Origin of the sequence: Pantoea agglomerans, assembly GCF_021397715.1 — a bacterium.
GTDB classification, from domain to species: domain Bacteria; phylum Pseudomonadota; class Gammaproteobacteria; order Enterobacterales; family Enterobacteriaceae; genus Pantoea; species Pantoea astica.
Genome location: NZ_CP090207.1, coordinates 1,734,907 through 1,756,704, shown reverse-complemented (window position 1 = coordinate 1,756,704; position 21,798 = coordinate 1,734,907). Strand labels below are relative to the sequence as shown.

Annotated in this window: 28 protein-coding genes; 20 read left to right on the top strand and 8 right to left on the bottom strand. The window is 54.0% G+C overall.

Annotated elements, in window-relative coordinates:
• Window positions 1-47 precede the first annotated feature (47 nt).
• The gene (locus LZU96_RS08235) at window positions 48-296 is read right to left on the bottom strand and encodes a hypothetical protein (RefSeq protein WP_233987827.1); all 249 of its coding nucleotides are present in this window, start codon (window positions 294-296) and stop codon (window positions 48-50) included.
• A 309-nt stretch (window positions 297-605) separates the two neighbouring features.
• Here LZU96_RS08235 and LZU96_RS08230 point away from each other — a divergent pair, with 309 nt between their 5' ends.
• Entirely contained in the window at window positions 606-806 is a 201-nt protein-coding gene (locus LZU96_RS08230; protein ID WP_094121761.1) for a hypothetical protein, read from the top strand.
• Window positions 807-854: 48 nt separating this feature from the next.
• On the opposite strand, the gene LZU96_RS08225 is transcribed toward LZU96_RS08230, so the two are convergent.
• A complete protein-coding gene (locus tag LZU96_RS08225; protein WP_233987826.1) occupies window positions 855-1,073 on the bottom strand; it encodes a hypothetical protein in 219 nt (72 codons plus the stop codon).
• A 121-nt stretch (window positions 1,074-1,194) separates the two neighbouring features.
• Between LZU96_RS08225 and LZU96_RS08220 the strand changes: the two genes are divergently transcribed.
• Entirely contained in the window at window positions 1,195-1,554 is a 360-nt protein-coding gene (locus tag LZU96_RS08220) for a hypothetical protein (protein WP_233987825.1), read from the top strand.
• Between the two features lie 181 nt (window positions 1,555-1,735).
• Here LZU96_RS08220 and LZU96_RS08215 read toward each other — a convergent pair whose 3' ends face one another.
• The 3 genes from LZU96_RS08215 to LZU96_RS08205 form a co-directional block, all read right to left on the bottom strand.
• Window positions 1,736-2,077 carry a hypothetical protein gene (locus tag LZU96_RS08215; RefSeq protein ID WP_233987824.1) on the bottom strand — a complete coding sequence of 114 codons (342 nt, stop codon included), beginning with the start codon at window positions 2,075-2,077 and terminating at the stop codon, window positions 1,736-1,738.
• A 753-nt stretch (window positions 2,078-2,830) separates the two neighbouring features.
• Window positions 2,831-3,528, bottom strand: a protein-coding gene (locus LZU96_RS08210; protein WP_233987823.1) for an IS1-like element IS1A family transposase whose coding sequence is annotated in 2 segments (ribosomal slippage) — window positions 2,831-3,279 and window positions 3,279-3,528 — 699 coding nt in all. Because the reading frame shifts where the segments join, the coding sequence is not laid out codon by codon here.
• Window positions 3,529-3,921: 393 nt separating this feature from the next.
• Window positions 3,922-4,164, bottom strand: coding sequence for a DUF2612 domain-containing protein (locus LZU96_RS08205; protein WP_233987822.1), 243 nt, complete (start codon window positions 4,162-4,164; stop codon window positions 3,922-3,924).
• A gap of 384 nt (window positions 4,165-4,548) precedes the next feature.
• Here LZU96_RS08205 and LZU96_RS08200 point away from each other — a divergent pair, with 384 nt between their 5' ends.
• A complete protein-coding gene (locus LZU96_RS08200) occupies window positions 4,549-5,124 on the top strand; it encodes a site-specific integrase (protein ID WP_316044357.1) in 576 nt (191 codons plus the stop codon).
• Between the two features lie 35 nt (window positions 5,125-5,159).
• Here the strand turns inward: LZU96_RS08200 and fliE are convergent, their stop codons facing one another.
• Window positions 5,160-5,471, bottom strand: coding sequence for a flagellar hook-basal body complex protein FliE (gene fliE, locus LZU96_RS08195; protein WP_233987820.1), 312 nt, complete (start codon window positions 5,469-5,471; stop codon window positions 5,160-5,162).
• A 231-nt stretch (window positions 5,472-5,702) separates the two neighbouring features.
• Between fliE and fliF the strand changes: the two genes are divergently transcribed.
• From fliF to LZU96_RS08120, 15 genes are all read left to right on the top strand, one after another.
• Window positions 5,703-7,436: a flagellar basal-body MS-ring/collar protein FliF gene (gene fliF, locus LZU96_RS08190; RefSeq protein WP_233987819.1), complete on the top strand. Its 1,734-nt coding sequence runs from the start codon at window positions 5,703-5,705 to the stop codon at window positions 7,434-7,436.
• Complete coding sequence (gene fliG, locus LZU96_RS08185; protein ID WP_094121972.1) at window positions 7,433-8,425, top strand: flagellar motor switch protein FliG; 993 nt, start codon at window positions 7,433-7,435, stop codon at window positions 8,423-8,425. The genes fliF and fliG overlap by 4 nt, the downstream gene beginning before the upstream one ends.
• Window positions 8,418-9,110 carry a flagellar assembly protein FliH gene (gene fliH / locus LZU96_RS08180; protein WP_233987818.1) on the top strand — a complete coding sequence of 231 codons (693 nt, stop codon included), beginning with the start codon at window positions 8,418-8,420 and terminating at the stop codon, window positions 9,108-9,110. Before fliG ends, fliH begins: the two co-directional genes overlap by 8 nt.
• The gene (gene fliI, locus LZU96_RS08175; protein WP_094121974.1) at window positions 9,110-10,471 is read left to right on the top strand and encodes a flagellar protein export ATPase FliI; all 1,362 of its coding nucleotides are present in this window, start codon (window positions 9,110-9,112) and stop codon (window positions 10,469-10,471) included. The genes fliH and fliI overlap by 1 nt, the downstream gene beginning before the upstream one ends.
• 28 nt (window positions 10,472-10,499) lie before the next feature.
• The gene (gene fliJ / locus LZU96_RS08170; RefSeq protein WP_233987817.1) at window positions 10,500-10,943 is read left to right on the top strand and encodes a flagellar export protein FliJ; all 444 of its coding nucleotides are present in this window, start codon (window positions 10,500-10,502) and stop codon (window positions 10,941-10,943) included.
• Window positions 10,940-12,220: a flagellar hook-length control protein FliK gene (locus LZU96_RS08165; RefSeq protein ID WP_233987816.1), complete on the top strand. Its 1,281-nt coding sequence runs from the start codon at window positions 10,940-10,942 to the stop codon at window positions 12,218-12,220. Before fliJ ends, LZU96_RS08165 begins: the two co-directional genes overlap by 4 nt.
• Window positions 12,221-12,349: 129 nt before the next feature.
• A complete protein-coding gene (gene fliL / locus LZU96_RS08160) occupies window positions 12,350-12,835 on the top strand; it encodes a flagellar basal body-associated protein FliL (protein WP_031377091.1) in 486 nt (161 codons plus the stop codon).
• A gap of 4 nt (window positions 12,836-12,839) precedes the next feature.
• Window positions 12,840-13,847: a flagellar motor switch protein FliM gene (gene fliM, locus LZU96_RS08155; protein ID WP_233987815.1), complete on the top strand. Its 1,008-nt coding sequence runs from the start codon at window positions 12,840-12,842 to the stop codon at window positions 13,845-13,847.
• A complete protein-coding gene (gene fliN / locus LZU96_RS08150) occupies window positions 13,840-14,247 on the top strand; it encodes a flagellar motor switch protein FliN (RefSeq protein ID WP_094121979.1) in 408 nt (135 codons plus the stop codon). The genes fliM and fliN overlap by 8 nt, the downstream gene beginning before the upstream one ends.
• A 2-nt stretch (window positions 14,248-14,249) precedes the next feature.
• On the top strand, window positions 14,250-14,648 hold the full coding sequence (gene fliO, locus LZU96_RS08145; protein ID WP_233987814.1) for a flagellar biosynthetic protein FliO: 399 nt from the start codon (window positions 14,250-14,252) through the stop codon (window positions 14,646-14,648).
• A complete protein-coding gene (gene fliP, locus LZU96_RS08140; RefSeq protein ID WP_233988159.1) occupies window positions 14,648-15,379 on the top strand; it encodes a flagellar type III secretion system pore protein FliP in 732 nt (243 codons plus the stop codon). Before fliO ends, fliP begins: the two co-directional genes overlap by 1 nt.
• Before the next feature lie 25 nt (window positions 15,380-15,404).
• Entirely contained in the window at window positions 15,405-15,674 is a 270-nt protein-coding gene (gene fliQ, locus LZU96_RS08135; protein ID WP_031377095.1) for a flagellar biosynthesis protein FliQ, read from the top strand.
• Entirely contained in the window at window positions 15,674-16,459 is a 786-nt protein-coding gene (fliR, locus tag LZU96_RS08130; RefSeq protein ID WP_094121981.1) for a flagellar biosynthetic protein FliR, read from the top strand. The genes fliQ and fliR overlap by 1 nt, the downstream gene beginning before the upstream one ends.
• Window positions 16,460-17,088: 629 nt before the next feature.
• Window positions 17,089-17,724, top strand: coding sequence for a transcriptional regulator RcsA (gene rcsA / locus LZU96_RS08125; RefSeq protein ID WP_233987813.1), 636 nt, complete (start codon window positions 17,089-17,091; stop codon window positions 17,722-17,724).
• A gap of 131 nt (window positions 17,725-17,855) precedes the next feature.
• The gene (locus LZU96_RS08120; RefSeq protein WP_233987812.1) at window positions 17,856-19,562 is read left to right on the top strand and encodes a methyl-accepting chemotaxis protein; all 1,707 of its coding nucleotides are present in this window, start codon (window positions 17,856-17,858) and stop codon (window positions 19,560-19,562) included.
• Between the two features lie 118 nt (window positions 19,563-19,680).
• On the opposite strand, the gene dsrB is transcribed toward LZU96_RS08120, so the two are convergent.
• Window positions 19,681-19,875, bottom strand: coding sequence for a protein DsrB (dsrB, locus tag LZU96_RS08115; RefSeq protein WP_233987811.1), 195 nt, complete (start codon window positions 19,873-19,875; stop codon window positions 19,681-19,683).
• A 63-nt stretch (window positions 19,876-19,938) separates the two neighbouring features.
• Window positions 19,939-20,097, bottom strand: coding sequence for a YqaE/Pmp3 family membrane protein (locus LZU96_RS08110; protein WP_046288250.1), 159 nt, complete (start codon window positions 20,095-20,097; stop codon window positions 19,939-19,941).
• A gap of 314 nt (window positions 20,098-20,411) precedes the next feature.
• Between LZU96_RS08110 and LZU96_RS08105 the strand changes: the two genes are divergently transcribed.
• Together LZU96_RS08105 and LZU96_RS08100 are read left to right on the top strand one after the other, a co-directional pair.
• Window positions 20,412-20,645 carry a DUF2525 domain-containing protein gene (locus LZU96_RS08105; RefSeq protein WP_233987810.1) on the top strand — a complete coding sequence of 78 codons (234 nt, stop codon included), beginning with the start codon at window positions 20,412-20,414 and terminating at the stop codon, window positions 20,643-20,645.
• A gap of 350 nt (window positions 20,646-20,995) precedes the next feature.
• Window positions 20,996-21,784, top strand: a complete 789-nt coding sequence (locus LZU96_RS08100) for a mannosyl-3-phosphoglycerate phosphatase-related protein (protein ID WP_233987809.1) — start codon at window positions 20,996-20,998, stop codon at window positions 21,782-21,784.
• Window positions 21,785-21,798: the final 14 nt, after the last annotated feature.

Sequence of the window (21,798 nt, the reverse complement as noted above, 5' to 3'; positions counted from 1 at the left end):
TTAATTCCAACAAAGTTCACATTTTACTACGGCAAAAGTCGGACAACTTATAACGCGTCAGTCAGCTTATCCACCACCACATTGCCATGCAGATCGGTTTGCGTGATGCGATAGCCGACACACCATGAACGGCGGGTGCTCAGTTTATCGAACAGGGTCACGCCGCCTTTTTTGACGCCGTGCGGGCTGACGATGGTCCACTCAGTGACCTCTTCCTGACCGCGATTGTTCAGGCTCAGGGTACGGTTTTTAATCAGCTGATCGTCAGCTTCAATCTTTAAATAGTCTCGTAACATAATTTCTATCTCCTGGTAACGCAGGTCACTATATGCCTTTTATTAATCCGTTCAATCGAATTTATTAATCGATTAATTTGTGACCTGCCGCACGCCAGATAACAGATTTGTCCATTCCCGCACCGGTTCTACCCCGTTAGCATGATCCCGCTACACACTGACACGCAACGAATAAAGCCGTGCAGCACACGAGAGAAAACTCCGATTCAGCCCGCTTCATGCGGGCTTTTTTTTATCTGAACGTGGACCCGCCTGCCAGCATCTGTTGGCTGGTCTAGACTTAACAGACAGGAAAAAAAGGAGTGAAGTATGTTTAAACATAAAACCAATGAAGAACGTAAACACGAAGGTGAAGTCAGTAAAAGCCTGCCGGAAGCGGCGCCACATGTCGGCAATGCCTATGAAGAGGACGATCATCCCGCTACTGATGCGCCAAAAGATCATGGCGAAGTACCGCGTAAGAACGATGATAGTCAGGATGATAAAAAAGATCCCTACAAAGCGCAGTAGTGAAGAGATCGCGCCCCACGCAGGGGCGCATTGTGGTTTAGCGGAAGGCTACAGCGTATCGAGGTAATTATCCGGGAAAGGCACGCCCGATTTTTCCAGACGGGACAATTTCTGGGTGATGTCGTTTCTTATCGTTTCATCGCCCTCCTGCCAGTAAGATTTCACCACCGCTAATACCTGCTCTGCAGTCTGCGGCGTAAACCCTGACGCTTCATCGGCCTGCAGCACCTGATGAATTTTCTCATTCATCTCTCGAAGATTGATCATCTCATCCTCCTCGTTGAAAAAAGGTAAGTATAGTTCAGGCTATTCTGTGCCGTGTCCGGCGCTGATTCAGGGCTGACGGAATGGACTAAAAAAATGCTGCAGCGTGATGAGGTTTGAGTTGATGAAGAAAACAGTTTTAGTACTCGCTTTAATAATGATGGCCGGCTGTGTGGATACCGGTCGGGTTGGATTACATCCGCAAGTTAAAACCGCCTATTTTAATGCGCATCCTGATCAGGTGCAGTCCTGTCTCTACTCAGCCGCCATCAGCCGGCACCTTTATCTTGATCAGGACGATCCGCTACCTGGCGGTACGCAACGCTATAACCTTGAACAAGGTGACGGAACCGTTATCGCCTGGGTCGAAATAGCCAAATTTAACCACAGCGAAACCAGCACTGAATTTTTTTATGACCCGCACGCCGCCGACATCAGCGCATCGGTAGCGGCCCTGATCGATGAGTGTAAAAAAGCGGAGTGAACGCATTCATCGGGCTGCCTGAAACCTGAGCGCATCACCTCTGGGGCCAGTGGGCCTTAACCGGGTTTCACTCTTTATTGCCTGAAAAGGCGCGCATCGATCTTTTAGCTAAGGCTGTTTTCAACGCGGTAGTTGATACGACTGTTTGCTTTCCGCCTGCTCAAGGTGCAGGAGCGCGCGGTTACTTTATTTTTTCACAGTCATAGCTGCCGCGAATTTTTATCTGGCTCGGGCTGGTACGGACGATTTCAGCCTCTAACTCCGATTTACCCTCACGGGTCACCAGATCCATATCGATCATGCCTGGCGCTTTGGTGTTTTTGACCCGCCAGTGAAGCCTGACGTTATCGTCATCGTTTTTTGCTTTGAGAAAGGTGGTGCTCTTTATCTTCGCGCTGGCACCATTAACCGTGACTGCGCCCTTTTCATCAGACTCGATTTTGAAAGGTCCGCATTGCAGCGGCGTGCCAGCAGTAGCAGACAGAGATGTCAGTAACAGTAATCCGGCGATCGTTTTTATCATTGTTGCGGTGTCCTGCTGATGGCTGAGAAGGTCTGTGTGGCAGGCAATTGCTGCCCACTATAGGTGGCATAATTTTCGCTTACTATCGGTGAAATGACCAAACGTCTTGATCCCTGATGCGGCGCATAAAGACCATTACTTAATGAGCAAAATGGGTCAGGAGCATTCACCCCACTGTCAGCATGCTTTCCACTTATGCTAATGATATTTAAGCATTATTTATGAAGATAAGATAATGGCATCTTTTTATAAAAAAACGTAAAGACAAAATCGCAGAGTTTAAATAGCCTAAAGAGCAGCTTTTAGTTCAATCATCTCACCATTGAATGTGCAAGCTTAGCCCTACACTTCACTTTGTCAGACAACTGCCCTTGGTTGCTTAGCACAAGTCTCTTTAACCTTTGACTGAACCTTTTTACGCCAAAATTAAGACAAGTCTCACAATTTACTTGATCTTTACCCTTTTTTAACAGAAATTTAATTACTGGTTTTTATCTGAAGAGGTCTTGCATGTCGCAAGCATCACCTGAACTCAATGGCGCAGGCATTGCCCAGACGTATCCTACATCGATATCTTCGTCTCGCGTTATTTTTGCAGGACAACTTAGAGCTATTGCCTTTTTATGCGTAGTCATTGTTCACTGGTTAGGAATTTACTCTTTAGATCATGAGTTCATTAGTAAAGTGACTGGAGCTTCAGGCAACAATATTGGTAACCCCAGTTACTATCTATCATTGGGTAATGACTCCAACTTATTGATAGTGTTTTATGTTCAGATAATGCCCGATGACTTTGTCATGCAGCTCCACCGATTTTGAGAACGACAGCGACTTCCGTCCCAGCCGTGCCAGGTGCTGCCTCAGATTCAGGTTATGCCGCTCAATTCGCTGCGTATATCGCTTGCTGATTACGTGCAGCTTTCCCTTCAGGCGGGATTCATACAGCGGCCAGCCATCCGTCATCCATATCACCACGTCAAAGGGTGACAGCAGGCTCATAAGACGCCCCAGCGTCGCCATAGTGCGTTCACCGAATACGTGCGCAACAACCGTCTTCCGGAGCCTGTCATACGCGTAAAACAGCCAGCGCTGGCGCGATTTAGCCCCGACGTAGCCCCACTGTTCGTCCATTTCCGCGCAGACGATGACGTCACTGCCCGGCTGTATGCGCGAGGTTACCGACTGCGGCCTGAGTTTTTTAAGTGACGTAAAATCGTGTTGAGGCCAACGCCCATAATGCGGGCGGTTGCCCGGCATCCAACGCCATTCATGGCCATATCAATGATTTTCTGGTGCGTACCGGGTTGAGAAGCGGTGTAAGTGAACTGCAGTTGCCATGTTTTACGGCAGTGAGAGCAGAGATAGCGCTGATGTCCGGCAGTGCTTTTGCCGTTACGCACCACCCCGTCAGTAGCTGAACAGGAGGGACAGGTGATAGAAACAGAAGCCACTGGAGCACCTCAAAAACACCATCATACACTAAATCAGTAAGTTGGCAGCATCACCGTATTCACCATCATCTAGTTTTTACACATCATAAACCGTAGGTATGTAAAAACCAAACGCACAGCGAAATTTGCATCGAGGTTTATGGCAAACAGGATATTTACTGCAAAAGGATTTAAATCAACTCTGGGTCTGTGGGGTGGATTTCAGAATAATTTTCATCCTGATAGAATATGCCGTCATCTGGGTTATATACCATTCCCGGAGAGCAATAAGCATCGTCACTCAACTTCAGAGTTGTGTACCCGGTAATCTTGTATCCTCTTCAGCCAAGATTACATTAACAACCTTAAGTTCGCCTTTTTTAAAAAAAGCGAACCTAAAAACATTATCATTATTCATATTACCACTCTACAATGATCAGGCTTGGCGAGCCTGACGTTGAGCAGCCTTGAGACGCCAACTATCTTCCTCCACACATCCAGCCCGTACCCGGTTGCCGTTGAAACAACCCAAATGGAAGTCAGGAATTCGTCTGTAAATTCCGTCATGTCCGTTGATGTGTTGAAGGTTTCAATCAGGCTTCGGATGTTGGGGCTGGCGGTGTATTGCGTAAGGATCGTGTCTTTCACGTTCTTCATACAAAGCTCACTCAAATATCACTGGCGTCGAGGGAGGGTATCTGGTTAACGCCATATCCAACGGAGGAAGCGAAGTTAATCCCGTCCAGACTGACTGTTACCGAAAGCACGTTAACAGATGCCATGTCTATGTTGTTTAGCACCGAGTAATAGCCGCCGGCAAAGACTTTCGAAGCGATACGAGCTTTAGGCACCAGCTCACTATTGCCATTGAAGGCGCTGATTATTGATCCCTAAGCTTACGTTACGATGTCTGATGGCAGTGAAGATGGGCTTTCCAGCTCAACTCGGAAGTAGGTTTTGGTTTGCGTCGGCGTGTTCCAGGTGCTGGCAGTTACGTAACCTGTGGTCGCTGGCCGTCTACACCGGTAGAGGCATGGCGAAATCTGCGCACTGGCATGGGAAGATATCGACCTGATAAAAGGCACTATCACAGTGAAGCGTAACCTGACAATCCTCGGTGACTTTACCCCAACTAAAACTGCGTCAGGTCTGCGCACTATTTATCTGGTAGATGCAGCTGTCACGACTCTCAAAGATCAGCAGGAGCTGACCAGACTGAAGGGATCGTCCGTCATTACAGTGCATTCCCGGGAATATGGCAAAAAGAGCGAAGAGGAACTCACCTTCGTCTTCAACCCGACAGTGAATGCGGTCAACAATAAAAGTGAAAACTATTATGCGGTGTCATCTCTGCCACAGACATGGAGAGCTGCAATAAGGAAGGCCGGGCTGACTTATCGTAAGCCCTACCAGTCCCGGCACACGTATGCATGCTGGTCACTTTCTGCCGGCGCAAATCCAAACTTCATAGCCAGTCAGATGGGCCATGCAAATGCTCAGATGGTTTATCAGGTATACGGATCCTGGATGAAGGAAAACGACGAGGCACAAAGGAGTCTTCTGAACGAAAAACTCAACGAATTTGTCCCACAGGTGTCCCACACCAAGGCGATCTGAACGATATACCCTTCTTATTCAATAAGTTAGCCTTCCTAAACCTGCATATTCATAATATCGCTGTACGCCGATACCAGCTTGTTCCTGACCTGAATCCCCATCTGCATCGAGATAGATGATTTCTGCAGATCGACCATCACATCATTTAACGCGATGCCCGGTTTCCCCATCTCAAAATCCTGCGCCTGCGTGCGGGCAGTGGTTTGCGTCTCGCTGATCTTATCCAGCGCGGCTTTCATGGTTGCGCCGAAATCGATCTGGTTGGGCGCTTCGCTGCTGCGGTTGCTCGCCTGCAGCGAGGTGACCTGAAGCTGCTGAAGTACCCCGTCGATTGCCTGAATGGACATTAACGTTACCTTGTAAAAGTGGTGAAGTTTTTCTGTGTTCAAAAATCTAGCACGTTGTCAATGAGACAAAGGCGCTAAATGACAGCAAAAACCCCGGCTTATCCAGCCATCAAATTTTCGGTTTCAACAAATAATGCCTGGCATTGAAGTGGAATTTTTATTTACGCAGGTCAGGGAGTCTGTTTTGCCATCTCAACTAACCCGGTCAATTACGTCAGGCAGGAATCGGTCATGAATGCGAGTGCAGCCGCCACACAAGATCAAGAAAAGAAAGGCTTCGGTGACCTTCTCGCTCGCCTGCGCGCAAATCCGCGTATTCCTTTAGTCGTCGCCGCCGCCGCTGTTATCGCCATTGTGATTGCAATGGTGCTGTGGGCTAAAGCCCCCAGCTACAGCGTGCTCTACAACAACCTGTCAGATGAAGATGGCGGTGCTATCGTCACACAGCTGACGCAGATGAACATTCCCTATCGCTTCGCCGAAAATGGCGGCGCACTGATGGTGCCGGAAGAGAATGTCCATGAGCTGCGTCTGCGTCTGGCACAACAGGGCCTGCCGAAAGGTGGCTCGGTCGGCTTCGAACTGCTGGATAAAGAGAAATTCGGTATCAGCCAGTTCAGCGAGCAGGTCAACTACCAGCGTGCGCTGGAAGGCGAACTGGCTCGCACCATCGAATCGCTGGGTCCGGTCAAAACTGCCCGCGTCCATCTGGCGATGCCAAAACCCACCTTATTTGTGCGTGAGCAGAAAGCGCCTTCAGCCTCGGTCACATTAACCCTGCAGCCGGGTCGTGCGCTGGATGAAGGTCAGATTCAGGCCATCGCCCACATGGTTTCCAGCAGCGTGGCGGGTTTGCCGCCGGGCAACGTCACCGTGGTCGATCAGACCGGTCGCCTGCTGACCCGCTCTGATAGCGTTGGCCGCGATCTGAATGATGCACAACTGAAGTACGCCTCAGATGTTGAAACCCGCTATCAGCAACGTATCGAAGCGATCCTGAACCCGATTCTCGGCCAGGGCAACGTGCATGCGCAGGTGACGGCACAGATCAACTTCGACACCAGCGAGCAGACCGACGAGAAATATCAGCCTAACGCGAACCCGTCTAACGCGGCGATTCGCTCGCGTCAGACCAGCACCAGCGATCAGTCAGGCAGCCCGTATCCGGGCGGCGTGCCGGGCGCGCTCTCTAATCAGCCCGCGCCAGCCAATACCGCGCCGGTGAATACGCCAACCGCCAATGGCCAGAACGCCAACGGACAGAACGCGAATGGTCAGAATGCCAACGGCCAGAACAACGCGGCACAGACCACCAGTACCGCAGCGGCCAGCAGCACGCCGACCAACTCACGTCGCGATGACACGGTCAACTATGAGCTGGACCGCACCATTCGCCATACCAAACTCAACGTTGGCGACGTGCAGCGTCTGTCGGTGGCGGTCGTCGTCAACTATCGCGAAGACGATAAAGGTAAAGCGGTTGCGCTGAATGAGCAGCAGCTGAAGCAGATTGAAGATCTGACCCGCGAAGCGATGGGCTATTCCCAGACCCGTGGTGACAGCATCAACGTGGTGAACTCGCAGTTCAATACGACCGAGCCGACCACGGGCGACCTGCCCTTCTGGCAGCAGCAAGCGTTCTTTGATCAGCTGATGAGCGCCGGTAAGTGGCTGTTGGTGGCGCTGGTGGCCTTCATTCTCTACCGCAAACTGGTTCGTCCGCATCTGGTTCGTAAGAAGGCGGAAGAGAAAGCCGCTGCTGAAGCCGCCGCCGCGCGCGCCGCCGAACCGGCAGAAGAAGAAGCCTATAACGTACAGCTCAGCAAAGATGAGCTGGATCAGGAACGTAAGTCCAGTAACCGCATGAGCGCAGAAGTGATGAGTCAACGCATCCGCGACATGTCTGAAAACGATCCGCGCGTTGTTGCGCTGGTGATTCGCGAATGGATGAGTAAAGAGCTATGAGTCTGACCGGAACCGAAAAAAGCGCCATCCTGATGATGACCATCGGCGAAGAGCGCGCAGCGGAAGTTTTCAAACACCTGAACCAGCGTGAGGTGCAACACCTGAGCGCCGCGATGGCCAGTATGCGCCAGGTGTCGCACAAGCAGCTGACCGAAGTGCTACGTGAGTTTGAGACTGATGCCGAGCAGTTTGCGGCGCTGAGCCTCAACTCCAATGAATACCTGCGTTCAGTGCTGATTAAAGCGCTGGGTGAAGAGCGTGCCTCCAGCCTGCTGGAGGATATCCTCGAAACCCGCGAAACCACCAGCGGCATGGAAACGCTCAACTTTATGGAGCCACAGGCGGCTGCCGATCTGATCCGCGACGAGCATCCACAGATCATCGCCACCATCCTGGTCCACCTCAAACGCGGTCAGGCGGCGGATATCCTGGCGCTGTTCGACGAGCGTCTGCGCCACGACGTGATGCTGCGTATTGCCACCTTCGGTGGTGTCCAGCCAGCGGCGCTGGCCGAACTGACCGAAGTGCTCAACGGCCTGCTGGATGGAACCAACCTCAAGCGCGCGAAGATGGGCGGCGTGAGAACCGCAGCCGAGATCATCAACCTGATGAAAACGCAGCAGGAAGAAGCGGTTATCGAAGCGGTACGCGACTTCGACGGCGAGCTGGCGCAGAAAATTATCGACGAGATGTTCCTGTTCGAAAACCTGGTGGAAGTCGACGACCGCAGCATCCAGCGTCTGTTGCAGGAAGTGGAATCCGAGCAGTTGCTGGTGGCACTGAAAGGTGCCGAGCAGCCGCTGCGCGAGAAATTCCTCAAAAACATGTCAGCCCGTGCGGCCGATATCCTGCGCGACGATCTGGCCAACCGTGGACCGGTTCGTATGTCGGCAGTGGAAAACGAGCAGAAAGCGATCCTGCTGGTGGTACGCCGCTTAGCCGAATCGGGCGAGATGGTGATTGGCGGTGGCGAGGAAACCTATGTCTGATGCATTTTCTGCCCGCCCGTGGCAGCTGTGGCAGCCAACCGATTTAGGCCGTTTCGATCAGCCTGAACCGGAGCCACAGCCGGAGATCACCGAATTTACTGCCGAAGTGGATGAGCAGCAGCAGCAACTGGAACGTCTGCAACAGCAGATGCGTAAAGAAGCGCAGGGCCAGGGCTACAACGAAGGTCATCAGCAGGGGTTTGCCGAAGGTCAGAAAGCGGGCTACGACGCCGGTTTTCAGCAGGGTCTGGCCGATGCGCAGCAGCAGCAGGCGCCGTTACAGGCGCGGATGCAGCAACTGGTGACGGAATTTCAGAACACGCTGGAGTCGCTGGATAGCGTTATTGCTGCCCGTTTGATGCAGCTGGCGCTGGAAGCCGCCCGCTCGGTGATTGGCCAGGCGACCACGGTCGATGGCAGCGCCCTGCTGCGTCAGATTCAGGGATTACTGCAGCAGGAACCGATGTTCAGTGGTAAACCGCAGCTGCGGGTGCATCCGGACGATCTGCAACGTATCGAGCAGACGCTGGGCCCGACGCTGGATCTGCACGGCTGGCGTCTGCTGGCGGACAACACGCTGCATCCTGGCGGCTGTAAACTCAGCGCCGAAGATGGCGATCTGGATGCCAGCGTGGCGACGCGCTGGCAGGAACTGTGCCGTCTTGCCGCGCCGGGAGAAGTGTAATGACCACCCGCCTCAATCGCTGGCTGGGCGCGCTCGACGCGTTCGAAAAACGTATCGCCCAGGTTCAGCCGGTGCGCCGCTATGGTCGCCTGACCCGCGCCACCGGTCTGGTGCTGGAAGCGACCGGCCTGCAGTTGCCGCTCGGTGCGACCTGCATTATTGAACGTAACAATGGCAACTCCATCAGCGAAATCGAAAGCGAAGTGGTGGGATTCAACGGACAAAAACTGTTGATGATGCCGCTGGAAGAGGTGGATGGCATTTTGCCTGGCGCACGCGTCTACGCGCTGCAGAACGGTGAAAATCCACAGGCGGGTAAGCAACTGCTGTTAGGCCCGCAACTGCTGGGCCGGGTGCTGGACGGCAGCGGTCGTCCGCTGGATGGCCTGCCATCACCGGATACCGGCTATCGTGCGCCGCTGATCACCCCGCCGTTCAACCCGTTACAGCGAACGCCGATCACCGATGTGCTGGATACCGGCGTGCGTGCGATTAACTCGCTGCTGACGGTAGGACGCGGCCAGCGTATGGGCCTGTTTGCCGGTTCCGGCGTCGGTAAGAGCGTGCTGCTCGGCATGATGGCGCGCTATACCGAAGCTGACGTGATTGTGGTCGGGCTGATTGGCGAACGTGGCCGCGAAGTTAAAGACTTTATCGAGAACATTCTGGGTGCCGAAGGTCGTGCCCGTTCGGTGGTGATCGCCGCGCCCGCTGACGTCTCGCCGCTGCTGCGTATGCAGGGTGCCGCTTACGCCACCCGTATCGCCGAAGATTTCCGCGATCGCGGCAAACATGTGCTGCTGATTATGGACTCCCTCACCCGCTACGCGATGGCGCAGCGTGAGATCGCGCTGGCGATCGGTGAGCCGCCTGCCACCAAAGGCTATCCACCGTCGGTGTTCGCCAAACTGCCGGCGCTGGTCGAACGTGCCGGTAACGGGATTGATGGCGGCGGATCGATTACCGCCTTCTATACCGTGCTGACCGAAGGTGATGACCAGCAGGACCCGATCGCTGACTCCGCGCGCGCCATCCTCGATGGTCACATTGTGCTGTCGCGTCGGCTGGCGGAAGCGGGTCACTATCCGGCGATCGATATTGAAGCCTCAATCAGCCGTGCGATGACCTCGCTGATTGATGAGAACCATTACGCACGCGTGCGTCAGTTTAAGCAGTTGCTCTCCAGCTACCAGCGCAACCGCGATCTGGTCAGCGTGGGCGCCTACGCCGCCGGCAGCGATCCGATGCTGGATAAAGCCATCAAGCTCTATCCGCAAATGGAAGCGTTCCTGCAACAGGGCATTTTCGAACGCAGCGATTATGACGACGCCTGCCTGCATCTGCATGCACTGTTCGGCTAATCGACGCGATTAACGCAAGGTAACGGCCATGAAAACTGCAAATGCCATCGACACGCTTCGCGATTTAGCGGAGCAGGATCTGGAGCGCGCCGCGATCTATCTGGGCGATATGCGTCGCGGTCAGCAGGCGGCTAATGAACAGCTGACCATGCTGCTCGACTATCAGGACGAATATCGCAACAAGCTCAACGACGATATGTCGAGCGGCATCGCCAGCACCCGCTGGACCAACTATCACCAGTTTATTCAGACGCTGGAAAAAGCGATCGATCAGCATCGCAATCAGCTCAACAACTGGAACCAGCGTTTAGAGCAGGCGCTGATCAACTGGCGTGAGAAACAGCAGCGACTGAACGCGTATCAGACCCTGATCACCCGGGCAGCAGAAAATGCATTACGACAGGAAAACCGTCTCGACCAGAAACGGATGGATGAATTTGCCCAACGGGCCGCATTGAGGAGAGGCGAATGATTACGCTGCCACACATTTCCACCAAAGCGGCGGTAAAAACCGACGCGGAACCATCAGTTTCCACTGACCTTGCGGCAGGCACCGATGCCCTGCCGCACGACTTTCTGACCACGCTGGGAAACCAGTTGCTTAACCTGGTAAAGCAGCAGGGAAAAGCGGCGCAATCGGCTGATGCCAAAACAGAAAGTGAGACTGACGCCCAGCCTGCCGCGCCGCTGAATGCGCTGATCGCGGCACTGGATAATCCGGCAGCGCTGAGCGCACTGTTTAAACCGGAAAATATTAAAGCCGGCACCAAATCAGCCGATGATAAAGACAAGCCGGAAGCCGCACCGTTAAGTGCCAGCGATATGCAAAATGTTCAGGCGCTGTTCGCCATGTTACCGACAGCACCAGCGGCGGCCAGCGCCAGCTCCAGCCCGGTCAGCGAACTGCCGGGTGAGCTGGGGATTCAGAGCGACAGCACGCGCAAAAGCCTGACCTCACTGGCCCAGATGCTGACCGGCAGCGGTCAGGAGAGTAAAGAATCCGGCGCGGATCAGCCGCCTGGCGTGAAAAACGCAGCGCTGAATGCGCCCGCTGTGAGCAGCGCCGCCAGCCCGGTCAGTACGGCTGCGGTAAACAGCAACAGCGCCAGCAGCACTCTGACGCTGGACAGCAGTTTTCAGCAGGCGCTGAGCCAACTCACCCGGCAGGACGATCAGGCCGCGATGAAAGCCAGCGCCAGCGATAGTTCGCTGATCGCCAGCACGCCGATCTCCAGTGCCAGCAGCCTGGCACCGCCGATGATGGCGTCGTCGACCACCAGCACGCCTTCCACGCCGATGCTGAATGCCCAGCTGGGCAGTGATGAGTGGCAGCAGGCGTTAAGCCAGCAGATTGTGATGTTCAGCCGCAACGGTCAGCAGAATGCCGAGCTGCGGTTACATCCGGCAGACCTGGGCGCTATCCAGATCAGCCTGAAACTGGATAACGACCAGGCACAAATTAATCTGGTTTCCGGCCATAGCCACGTCAGAGCGGCGCTGGAAGCCGCGATTCCGCAGCTGCGCAGCGCGCTGGCAGAGAGCGGAATCAACCTGGGTGAGAGTCAGGTCAGCAGTGACAGTTCCGCGCAAGGCCAGAGCTTCCAGCAACAGCAGGAGACGCGCCGCGACGGACAGCATGGCCGCTTCTCTCTCGCTCAGGAGAGTGATACCGACATCACGCCGATTGCCGTTCCCGCTGCCCTTCAGGCGCGCGTAAACGGTAATGGCGCGGTCGACACTTTTGCCTGATAGCGACAAACGCTGAAGGTAAGCGTAAAACCCGCGTCTTTTCTTCCCATTGTTTGACTTAAGACGCGGGATAATCTGTCCAGGTGAGCCGAGAGGCTTGCCCATAATTCACAGGAAGTAACTGCAAACATGTCTGATAACGCGAAAGCTAAAGGCCGCAAACGTAAACTCTTAATTCCGGTGTTGCTCATTGTGACGCTGGCCGCTTGCAGCGTGGCAGGCTATGCAGTCTGGCGAATGATGAATAAACATGAGGGCGATAAGCCGGAGGTGGCGAAAGTCGAACCGCCTCCCGCCCCGGTCTTTTTTGCACTTGATACATTTACGGTTAACCTGGTCAATCCCGACAACGATCCTGACCGCGTGCTGTACGTAGGCTTTACCCTGCGTCTGGCCGATGAGGATACCCGACGTCGGTTAAATGACTATCTGCCTGAGGTGCGCAGTCGTCTGCTGCTGCTGCTCTCGCGTCAGAGCGCTGCGGCGCTGGCGACAGAGCAAGGAAAGCAAGCGCTTGTTGAACAAATCAAACAGGCGCTGGCACCACCACTGGTAAAAGGTCAACCTCCGCAGGCCGTGAACGATGTGCTGTTTACTGCCTTCATTTTGAGGTGAATCAATGGGCGATAGCATTCTCTCCCAGGCTGAAATTGACGCCCTATTAAACGGCGACAGTGGCAGCGCGGAAGAAGAAAAGAAACAAAACGGGCCGGAAGGCGATATTCGTCCTTACGACCCGAACACCCAGCGTCGCGTGGTGCGCGAGCGTCTGCAGGCGCTGGAGATTATTAACGAGCGTTTTGCCCGTAGTTTCCGTATGGCGCTGTTTAACCTGCTGCGTCGCAGCCCGGATATCAGCGTGGGTGCGATCAAGATTCAGCCGTATCACGAGTTTGCCCGCAATCTGCCGGTGCCAACCAACCTGAACCTGATCCACCTGAAGCCGCTGCGCGGTACGGCACTGGTGGTGTTTTCACCGAGCCTGGTCTTTATCGCAGTGGACAACCTGTTCGGGGGTGATGGCCGCTTCCCGACCAAAGTAGAAGGTCGCGAGTTTACCCATACCGAACAGCGCGTGATCCGTCGCATGCTGAAGCTGGCGCTGGATGGTTACAGCGATGCATGGAAAGCCATTTATCCGCTGGACGTCGAGTATGTACGTTCAGAGATGCAGGTGAAGTTCACCAACATCACCACCTCACCGAACGATATCGTGGTTAACACGCCGTTCCAGGTGGAGATTGGTAACCTGGTGGGTGAATTTAACATCTGCATCCCGTTTTCAATGATTGAGCCGCTGCGCGAGCTGCTGGTGAATCCACCGCTCGAGAACTCCCGCCAGGAAGATAACCACTGGCGTGACAACCTGGTAAAACAGGTGCAGCACTCCGAGCTGGAACTGATTGCGCACTTTGCCGAAACCTCGCTGCGCCTGTCGCGAATTTTGCAGCTGAAACCCGGCGACGTGCTGCCGATTGAGATACCGGAACGCATTATCGCCCATGTGGATGGCGTGCCGGTCTTAACCAGCCAATATGGCACGATGAATGGCCAGTACGCGCTTCGTGTCGAACACCTGATTAACCCGATTTTGAATTCGCTGAACGAGGAACAGCCCCATGAGTGACAGTAATAAGCCGTCTGATGATATCTCTGCGGACGATCTGTGGGCTGAAGCAATGAATGAGCAGGTCGGCAGCAGCAGCGCGCCGCAAACCGATGACGTGTTTAAGTCATTCGACAGCGGCAACGTCTCCGGCTCCCTGCAGGATATCGATCTGATCATGGATATCCCGGTCAAACTGACCGTGGAACTGGGCCGCACCAAGATGACCATCAAAGAGCTGCTGCGTCTGACGCAGGGTTCGGTGGTGTCACTGGACGGTCTGGCCGGCGAACCGCTGGATATTCTGATCAACGGTTACCTGATTGCCCAGGGTGAAGTGGTGGTGGTGAACGATAAATATGGCGTGCGCATCACTGACATTATTACCCCGTCCGAACGTATGCGTCGTCTGAGTCGCTGAGAATGAATAGCCAGAATCAAAGTCTGCAACCTGCTGCGCCGCACGCGCAGCCGATTTCAACCGGCTCCATGGTGGTGCAGGTCAGCAGCATGTTAGCCGTGATTATTTTGTTGATTCTGGCCTGCGCCTGGCTGGCGCGCCGTTTCGGCTTCGCGCCGAAGAAGGTAAGCAGCCAGGAGCTGAAACTGACCGCCAGCGTGCAGGTGGGTCAGCGTGAGCGGGTGGTGATTGTCGATACCGCCGATGCCCGGCTGGTGCTCGGCGTCACCGCACAGCAGATTACCCATCTGCATACCCTGCCGCCGGGTGCGCCGCTGGCAACTACGCCAGTCAGTGCTGCACCTCAGGATTTTCGTCAGCTGTTACAGAATCTGGTTAAACGTCCCGGAAAACCTCAATGATGCGTCGACTGCTTCCTTTATTGCCGCTGCTGTTGCTGGCACCGGTTGCCCATGCCCAGCTTCCGGGCCTGGTGAGTCATTCGCTGCCGAACGGCGGCCAGAGCTGGTCACTGCCGGTGCAGACGCTGGTGTTTATCACCGCGCTGACCTTTCTACCGGCCGTGCTGCTGATGATGACCAGTTTTACCCGCATCATCATCGTATTTGGTTTGCTGCGTAACGCGCTGGGTACGCCCTCCGCGCCGCCGAACCAGGTGCTGCTGGGGCTGTCGCTGTTTCTGACCTTCTTTATTATGGCGCCGACCTTCGACAAGATTTACCAGGACGCCTATCTGCCGTTCAGCCAGGACAAAATCAGCATGGATGTGGCGATTGAGAAAGGGGCTCAGCCGCTGCGTGAGTTTATGCTGCGTCAGACCCGTGAAGCCGATCTGGCGCTGTTCGCCCGGCTGGCGAACAGTGCGCCCATTGCCGGTCCGGAAGCGGTACCGATGCGCATTCTGCTGCCCGCCTACGTGACCAGCGAACTGAAGACCGCTTTCCAGATTGGCTTTACCGTGTTTATCCCGTTTCTGATTATTGACCTGGTGGTCGCCAGCGTGCTGATGGCGCTGGGAATGATGATGGTGCCACCGGCGACGATCTCACTGCCATTTAAGCTGATGCTGTTTGTTCTGGTCGATGGCTGGCAACTGCTGGTCGGCTCGCTGGCGCAAAGTTTTTACTCCTGATCCCACCCTTTTCCCGGAGCACAACATGACACCCGAATCAGTAATGGTAATGGGCCAGGAGGCGATGCGCGTCGCCCTGATGCTGGCCGCCCCGATGCTGCTGGCTGCGCTGGTCAGCGGCCTGCTGATCAGCCTGTTGCAGGCGGCGACGCAGGTCAATGAGCAGACCCTGTCGTTTATCCCGAAAATCCTGGCGGTGGCCACCACCGGCATTATCGCTGGCCCGTGGATGCTGAATCTGCTGCTCGACTATATCCGCACCGTCTTTTCCAACCTGCCTTACATCATCGGCTGATGATTACTCTCGACAGCAGCCAGCTGGTGCACTGGGTAAGTCAGTTTTTCTGGCCGCTGGTGCGTATTCTGGCGTTGCTGGCCTCTGCGCCACTGCTTAATGAACGATCTATCAGTCATCGGGTCAAAATTGGTCTGGCGGTGATGATCACCTGGCTGTTAATGCCGCTGCTGCCTCCGGTTGACGTGACGCTGTTTTCGCCCGCCGGCTTCTGGCTGCTGATCCAGCAGATGCTGATTGGCATTGCGCTCGGTTTCACCATGCAGTTTGCGTTTGCCGCGGTGCGTACCGCCGGGGAAGTGATTGGGCTGCAGATGGGCCTGTCGTTCGCCACCTTTTTCGATCCCGGCAGCCGCCTTAACATGCCGGTACTGGCGCGTTTTTTAGACATGCTGGCGATGTTACTGTTCCTGACCTTCAACGGACACCTGTGGCTGATCTCGTTGCTGGCGGACAGTTTTCATACGTTGCCCATCGGCGGACATCCGCTAAATGCCAATGCGTTTATGGCGCTGGTGAAATCGGGCGGATTAATTTTCCTTAATGGCATGATGTTAGCGCTACCGTTAATCGTTTTGCTCCTCATGCTAAATCTGGTACTAGGTTTGTTAAACCGTGTTTCACCACAGTTATCAATCTTCGCAATTGGCTTCCCTGTCACCTTATCAGTGGGCATTTTGACTATCAGTATGCTGATGCCACTGCTCGCCCCATTCTGTGAGCATTTGTTCGGTGAAGTGTTTGATTTACTCGCCCTGTTCCTCACAGAACTATCCCGTCCCTGAACATTAAGTTTCTAACTATCTTCATGAAGTGATACTTAAGTAACGCAAAACCATCCGTGCATTTTGCAAACCATATTTTCCAGAAAGCAACTAAGGAAAATCTGATAAATGTGCTGAGAGTCTGAAAATAATTCTTATTAAACCGGGCTTCGCGTATTTTAGTTGGGCGGTTCACAGTAGCGGTTAGACTGTGATTTTGTTGACAAAATCGGCAATACATTGAATTTGAACAAAAAAAATTCTTTAGTGATTTTTCTTGTTAAAAAATGTTTTTTCCGGCATTGTCAACACACGCTGAGACATCACACTTTCGTAAAACAAATGTTTTTAAGATTTGTCCTATCAGAAAACTCCGGGTTTTCAGCGATAGTGACAGCGCTCCCAAAAACAGAGTCTTACTTAACCTCCGGTATTTCACTGGCATTCCCCGCCATTGCCGGAGAATGCGTGACGTCAAAGCAGCACAAACTTTTTTGCAGAACGGGTCAGGGATGAAGACTTTTACGGGCGGTTGCCTGTTACCACACTGCACGAGCAGAATAAAAAAGTGCCTTAGAAATCTCTCTCGTACCGCAACGCGTAATTCATCGTTGATTTAAACGGATAACAAATTGGTGAGGGTCGCTATTATGCCAACGATTATTATGGATTCCTGCAACTACACACGCCTGGGATTATCGGACTACATGTCTTTTAAAGGAGTTAAGAAGAAAAATATCACTTCTGCCTCCGATATTGAGCAACTACAGCAAAAATGTGAACAATTAAAACCTGGTGTCGTCTTTATTAATGAAGACTGCTTCATTCATGAACCTGACTCCAGCGAACGTATCCGCAGCATTATTATGCAGCACCCTGATACGCTGTTTTTTATATTCATGGCGATTAGCAATATCCATTTTGAGGAATACCTCTACGTTCGTAAGAACCTGATTATTACATCAAAATCGATAAAGACCTCGACACTGGATTCCTTGCTGAGCACCTCTTTGCAGAAAAAACTCAATCAGTCTGCGCGTATCTCTTCCGGCATGGATGTTCATCCATTGACGTTGAGCCAGACCGAGTCAAATATGCTGAAGATGTGGATGTCAGGTCACGACACCATTCAGATCTCAGATAAGATGCAAATTAAGGCGAAAACCGTTTCGTCACACAAAGGTAATATTAAACGCAAAATCAAAACCCATAATAAGCAGGTTATTTATCATGTGGTGCGTTTAACAGATAATGTCACGTCGGGTATTTACGTCAACGTACGATAATCTCCCGCAATGAAAACCGGCCGCTCTGGCCGGTTTTTTTTTGCTCTGAACTGAGATCCAGATCTCACTCCTGCCGCTAAGCCTTTCCGCCCTCTTGCCGATGTTAACCCTTATAACAACAGAGCAAGGATATGAACACTGCATTGGTTAATGATGGACAGAATACCTCAGGCATATGGCAGAACCTGCGCCTGGTTCCGCTGTTTAGCCTGATCTTCGGCGGCATTCTGCTGCTGTTTGCACTCTGTATTGGTGTCGCCAGCTACTTTCTTATTTCAGGGAATCACTCGCTCAGCGATGCCACCGACGAAATTCAGGTGCGCATGGGGATCTCGAATAGCTCAAACCATTTACGCACCGCCCGTCTGACCATTATTCAGGCCGGAGCCGCCGCGCGTATTGGTGAGATGGATGAGTTCCGCGCCAACGTAGCGGCGGCGGAGAAACGCATTCAGCAGGCCAAAGACGGGTTTAAAGTCTATGCCGACCGTAAGGTGAAATTGCCTGAGGATGTCGCGCTGGATGACCAGCTCAAGTCGCGCTTTAACGACTACATTGAAAAAGGCCTGATACCGATGATTAACGCCGGTAAACAGGGCAGTTTCGAAGGCATCATCGCTCAGGAAACTGACGTCACCCGTAAGCTGGATGCGGATTACAATGCCGTGCTGCTGAAGGCGATCAAAATCCGTACCGATCGCGCCAATGCCATCACCGCAGAAGCGAATCAGCAGTCGCGTATTGGCTTTATTGCTATGGCGGTGGCCTTTGGCGCTGCGCTGGTGCTGGTGGTGCTGACCTTTGTGTTCCTGCGTCGGGTGGTGATTAATCCGCTGCGTCAGTCGGTGTCGCGCATAGAGCGGATTGCGCAGGGCGATCTCACCGCACCTCCGCTGCCGCACGGTCGCAGTGAAATCGGCACGCTGATTCATAATCTGCAATTGATGCAGCAGTCGCTGGTGAAAACCGTTGGCACGGTACGTGAAGGCGCGGTCGCCATTTATCAGGGCTCCAGTGAAATCTCTGCCGGGAATACCGATCTCTCTTCGCGGACCGAGCAGCAGGCTGCAGCCCTGGAGCAGACCGCTGCCAGCATGGAACAGCTTACCGCAACGGTGAAACAGAACGCCGAAAACGCCCATCACGCCAGCCAGCTGGCCGCCGATGCCTCAGGCAAAGCGCGCAGCGGGGGCGATCTGGTGAGCAACGTGGTAAAAACCATGAACAATATTTCCGGCAGCTCGAAGAAAATTGCCGAGATCACTAACGTTATTAACAGCATCGCTTTCCAGACCAACATCCTGGCCCTGAACGCGGCGGTAGAAGCGGCGCGCGCCGGTGAGCAGGGTCGCGGCTTTGCTGTAGTCGCCAGTGAGGTGCGCAATCTGGCTCAGCGCAGTGCGCAGGCGGCAAAAGAGATTGAGTCGCTGATTGGCGAGTCGGTAACGCTGATTAAGGATGGTTCGCAGCAGGTCGGTGATGCCGGTAGCACCATGGGCGAGATTGTCGAAGCGGTACGTCGGGTGACCGATATCATGGCAGAGATTGCCGCCGCCTCCGATGAACAGAGTCGCGGTATTCAGCAGGTCAGCCAGGCGGTCACCGAGATGGATAACGTCACCCAGCAGAACGCCTCGCTGGTGGAAGAAGCCTCGGCCGCTGCGGCCTCGCTGGAAGATCAGGCTGGTAAGCTGACTCAGGCGGTATCGGCGTTCCGCCTGCAGGATACGCCGGCCACTGCCGGGATGGCGCCCCGCGCGTCAGCACCGGTGAAAACCCCTGCCCTTGCAGCCCGTCCGGCGCTGGCAAGCGGTAATGAAAACTGGGAAACCTTCTGAGTGCAGTCACGCAGGCTGGTTAATGCGGCGTGACTAAAATCAGTTATCCCCTCCTCCCCCTGACGGGGAGGAGGATCGCGTCACCGTTTGTGCTGCCTTACCGCACTACTCTGCACTGTTACTCTGCACTGTACGGCTCGACAAAAATCCCATCCTGGTGATCGCTTTCGTTAAAAAACCAGATGCCTAACGGGTAGTCCTCCAGCGCCACCAGAAACATGGTGCCCTCATTAAATGGCTCCATGGCCAGAATGGTACCGATGCGGCGCGGGCCACCATCGGTTTTAACGCTGACGCGGTCATTCACCTTCATTTCGGTTCTCCTGATGATTTCCTGTTGCACAGTCTAAACGAAGAACCGCAGAGATGCCGAGCGTTAGCGACGGGCAATCACCCAGACGGCGTGCACAATCCCGGGAATGTAGCCGCACAATGTCAGCAGGATGTTCAGCCAGAAGGCACCACCGAAACCGACCTGCATAAAGACGCCCAGCGGCGGCAGCAGGATAGCGATAATAATTCTCAAGATGTCCATAACCATTCCTTTAGGTATTGATAAAAATCAGCTTTGCCAGCAACTATAGCTGATTCTGCTGTTAATGAGCGAAAAGTCAGGTAAATCTGAGTAAGCGTGCGTTTTTTCAATTCCTTAACATTTCACCGCAAGACTTCTGACGCGCCTCCCCTTTACACTTCTCCTCACTGCTCCAACCCCATAGGCGCAGTCAACCTAAAAGTAACAAGGATTTTGCCCGCGCAGCGCGGGCTTTTTTTTGCTGCGATCGCCTCACGCCCCTTTCTCCGCCAGCCACTATACTTACTACTCTGCCCGCTGCCGGGAGTCAGAAAATGAGCGATGAAAAACAGATTATCGGGACGCAGCATTCCGCCATGACACTGGATGTGGACCGTTTACTGGAGGCGATTCAGGCCGGGAACGCGGGCGAAATGCAGGAATCGATGGCGCACGGGCCTCAGCCCGAACTGAAGGTGGAACCGCGGCTGTTGCATCGGGGTACCGAACTGGCGGATACCTTTGAAATGGAGATCGGCGACTGCCGCTCCTGTGAAGTCCATCGCTGAAATCGATTTCAAAAAAAATACCCGGCGGGATGGCCGGGTAAAAATTTCAATTCGTTACACCAGGGAATTCTTAACACCTCTGCAGACTACGCCTTCCCTTCGTTAAGACAAGTATCTGATATGCACATTTCTGCAACCTGGCGGCCAGAATCAGCGTGCATGTTACCGAAAACACCGTAGCAGACAGCGACTTAGCGCCTGCACACTTCACGCATCGCCAGCATCCGTAACGTTTCGATTTAAGATTTATCCTGGATTTTCACGGCGTGCGCTGCAAAAAAAAGTGTGAGCCATATTCAACTATAATATTGAAAAATCGCCGCTTTAGCCGTGCTGACAGGAGCTGACAGATGCCCGATCTTCAACAGCCGTTAATGATAATTACCGATCTCGATGGATCGCTGCTCGACCACCACAGCTATCGCTGGGACGCCGCCACCGAGTGGCTGACTACCCTGAAACAGCGGGCGATCCCGCTGGTGATCTGCTCCAGCAAAACAGCCGCCGAAATTATCCCGTTGCAGAAACGGCTCGGGATTGCCGGCGCGCCCTTTATTGCGGAAAACGGCGCGGTGGTTGACATGAATGGGCAGCGGACCCGTCTGCCCGACACTACCCTGACCTACGACGCCCTGTGCGCCCGGCTGGCTGAACTGCAGACCACCTTCCGGTTTACCGGCTTCCACGATTTTTCCGATCCGGAGGTCTCATCGATGACCGGGCTGACGGAGTCGGAGGCCGCCCTGGCGCGGCAGCGTGACGCCTCGGAAGTCGTGGTGTGGCGTGACAGTGACGAGGCGTTTGATCATTTTCGTCAGGCGCTGAACGCGGATGGGCTGATGCTGGCACAGGGCGGACGCTTCTGGCATGTGATGCCGGCAGGCAGCGGCAAAGGGGAAGCCGTACGCTGGCTACTGGCGCAGCAGCCCGCTGGAGGACGCACCACCATCGGATTAGGAGATGGCCCTAACGACGCGCCGATGCTCGACGCCGTCGATTATGCCGTTGTGATTAAAGGCTACAGTAAAACACCGGTCACCCTCAGCCGGACCGATCAGCAGCAGGTCTATCATACGGCGCACTATGGCCCTGAAGGCTGGCGTGAAGGGCTGGACTATTTTTTGACTCAACCTCAGTGAGCTGCCCACGGGCA

Bases quoted from the DNA above. Each gene is read 5' to 3' on its own strand.
- LZU96_RS08165 (WP_233987816.1), top strand. From the start codon at position 10,940: ATGATTACGCTGCCACACATTTCCACCAAAGCGGCGGTAAAAACCGAC.
- dsrB (WP_233987811.1), bottom strand. From the start codon at position 19,875: ATGAAGGTGAATGACCGCGTCAGCGTTAAAACCGATGGTGGCCCGCGC.
- LZU96_RS08225 (WP_233987826.1), bottom strand. From the start codon at position 1,073: ATGATCAATCTTCGAGAGATGAATGAGAAAATTCATCAGGTGCTGCAG.
- fliQ (WP_031377095.1), top strand. From the start codon at position 15,405: ATGACACCCGAATCAGTAATGGTAATGGGCCAGGAGGCGATGCGCGTC.
- fliR (WP_094121981.1), top strand. From the start codon at position 15,674: ATGATTACTCTCGACAGCAGCCAGCTGGTGCACTGGGTAAGTCAGTTT.
- fliG (WP_094121972.1), top strand. From the start codon at position 7,433: ATGAGTCTGACCGGAACCGAAAAAAGCGCCATCCTGATGATGACCATC.
- fliP (WP_233988159.1), top strand. From the start codon at position 14,648: ATGCGTCGACTGCTTCCTTTATTGCCGCTGCTGTTGCTGGCACCGGTT.
- LZU96_RS08110 (WP_046288250.1), bottom strand. From the start codon at position 20,097: ATGGACATCTTGAGAATTATTATCGCTATCCTGCTGCCGCCGCTGGGC.
- LZU96_RS08220 (WP_233987825.1), top strand. From the start codon at position 1,195: ATGAAGAAAACAGTTTTAGTACTCGCTTTAATAATGATGGCCGGCTGT.
- fliI (WP_094121974.1), top strand. From the start codon at position 9,110: ATGACCACCCGCCTCAATCGCTGGCTGGGCGCGCTCGACGCGTTCGAA.
- LZU96_RS08120 (WP_233987812.1), top strand. From the start codon at position 17,856: ATGAACACTGCATTGGTTAATGATGGACAGAATACCTCAGGCATATGG.
- fliO (WP_233987814.1), top strand. From the start codon at position 14,250: ATGAATAGCCAGAATCAAAGTCTGCAACCTGCTGCGCCGCACGCGCAG.
- rcsA (WP_233987813.1), top strand. From the start codon at position 17,089: ATGCCAACGATTATTATGGATTCCTGCAACTACACACGCCTGGGATTA.
- LZU96_RS08215 (WP_233987824.1), bottom strand. From the start codon at position 2,077: ATGATAAAAACGATCGCCGGATTACTGTTACTGACATCTCTGTCTGCT.
- fliH (WP_233987818.1), top strand. From the start codon at position 8,418: ATGTCTGATGCATTTTCTGCCCGCCCGTGGCAGCTGTGGCAGCCAACC.
- LZU96_RS08205 (WP_233987822.1), bottom strand. From the start codon at position 4,164: ATGAAGAACGTGAAAGACACGATCCTTACGCAATACACCGCCAGCCCC.
- fliL (WP_031377091.1), top strand. From the start codon at position 12,350: ATGTCTGATAACGCGAAAGCTAAAGGCCGCAAACGTAAACTCTTAATT.
- fliM (WP_233987815.1), top strand. From the start codon at position 12,840: ATGGGCGATAGCATTCTCTCCCAGGCTGAAATTGACGCCCTATTAAAC.
- fliF (WP_233987819.1), top strand. From the start codon at position 5,703: ATGAATGCGAGTGCAGCCGCCACACAAGATCAAGAAAAGAAAGGCTTC.
- LZU96_RS08100 (WP_233987809.1), top strand. From the start codon at position 20,996: ATGCCCGATCTTCAACAGCCGTTAATGATAATTACCGATCTCGATGGA.
- fliJ (WP_233987817.1), top strand. From the start codon at position 10,500: ATGAAAACTGCAAATGCCATCGACACGCTTCGCGATTTAGCGGAGCAG.
- fliE (WP_233987820.1), bottom strand. From the start codon at position 5,471: ATGTCCATTCAGGCAATCGACGGGGTACTTCAGCAGCTTCAGGTCACC.
- LZU96_RS08230 (WP_094121761.1), top strand. From the start codon at position 606: ATGTTTAAACATAAAACCAATGAAGAACGTAAACACGAAGGTGAAGTC.
- LZU96_RS08235 (WP_233987827.1), bottom strand. From the start codon at position 296: ATGTTACGAGACTATTTAAAGATTGAAGCTGACGATCAGCTGATTAAA.
- fliN (WP_094121979.1), top strand. From the start codon at position 13,840: ATGAGTGACAGTAATAAGCCGTCTGATGATATCTCTGCGGACGATCTG.
- LZU96_RS08105 (WP_233987810.1), top strand. From the start codon at position 20,412: ATGAGCGATGAAAAACAGATTATCGGGACGCAGCATTCCGCCATGACA.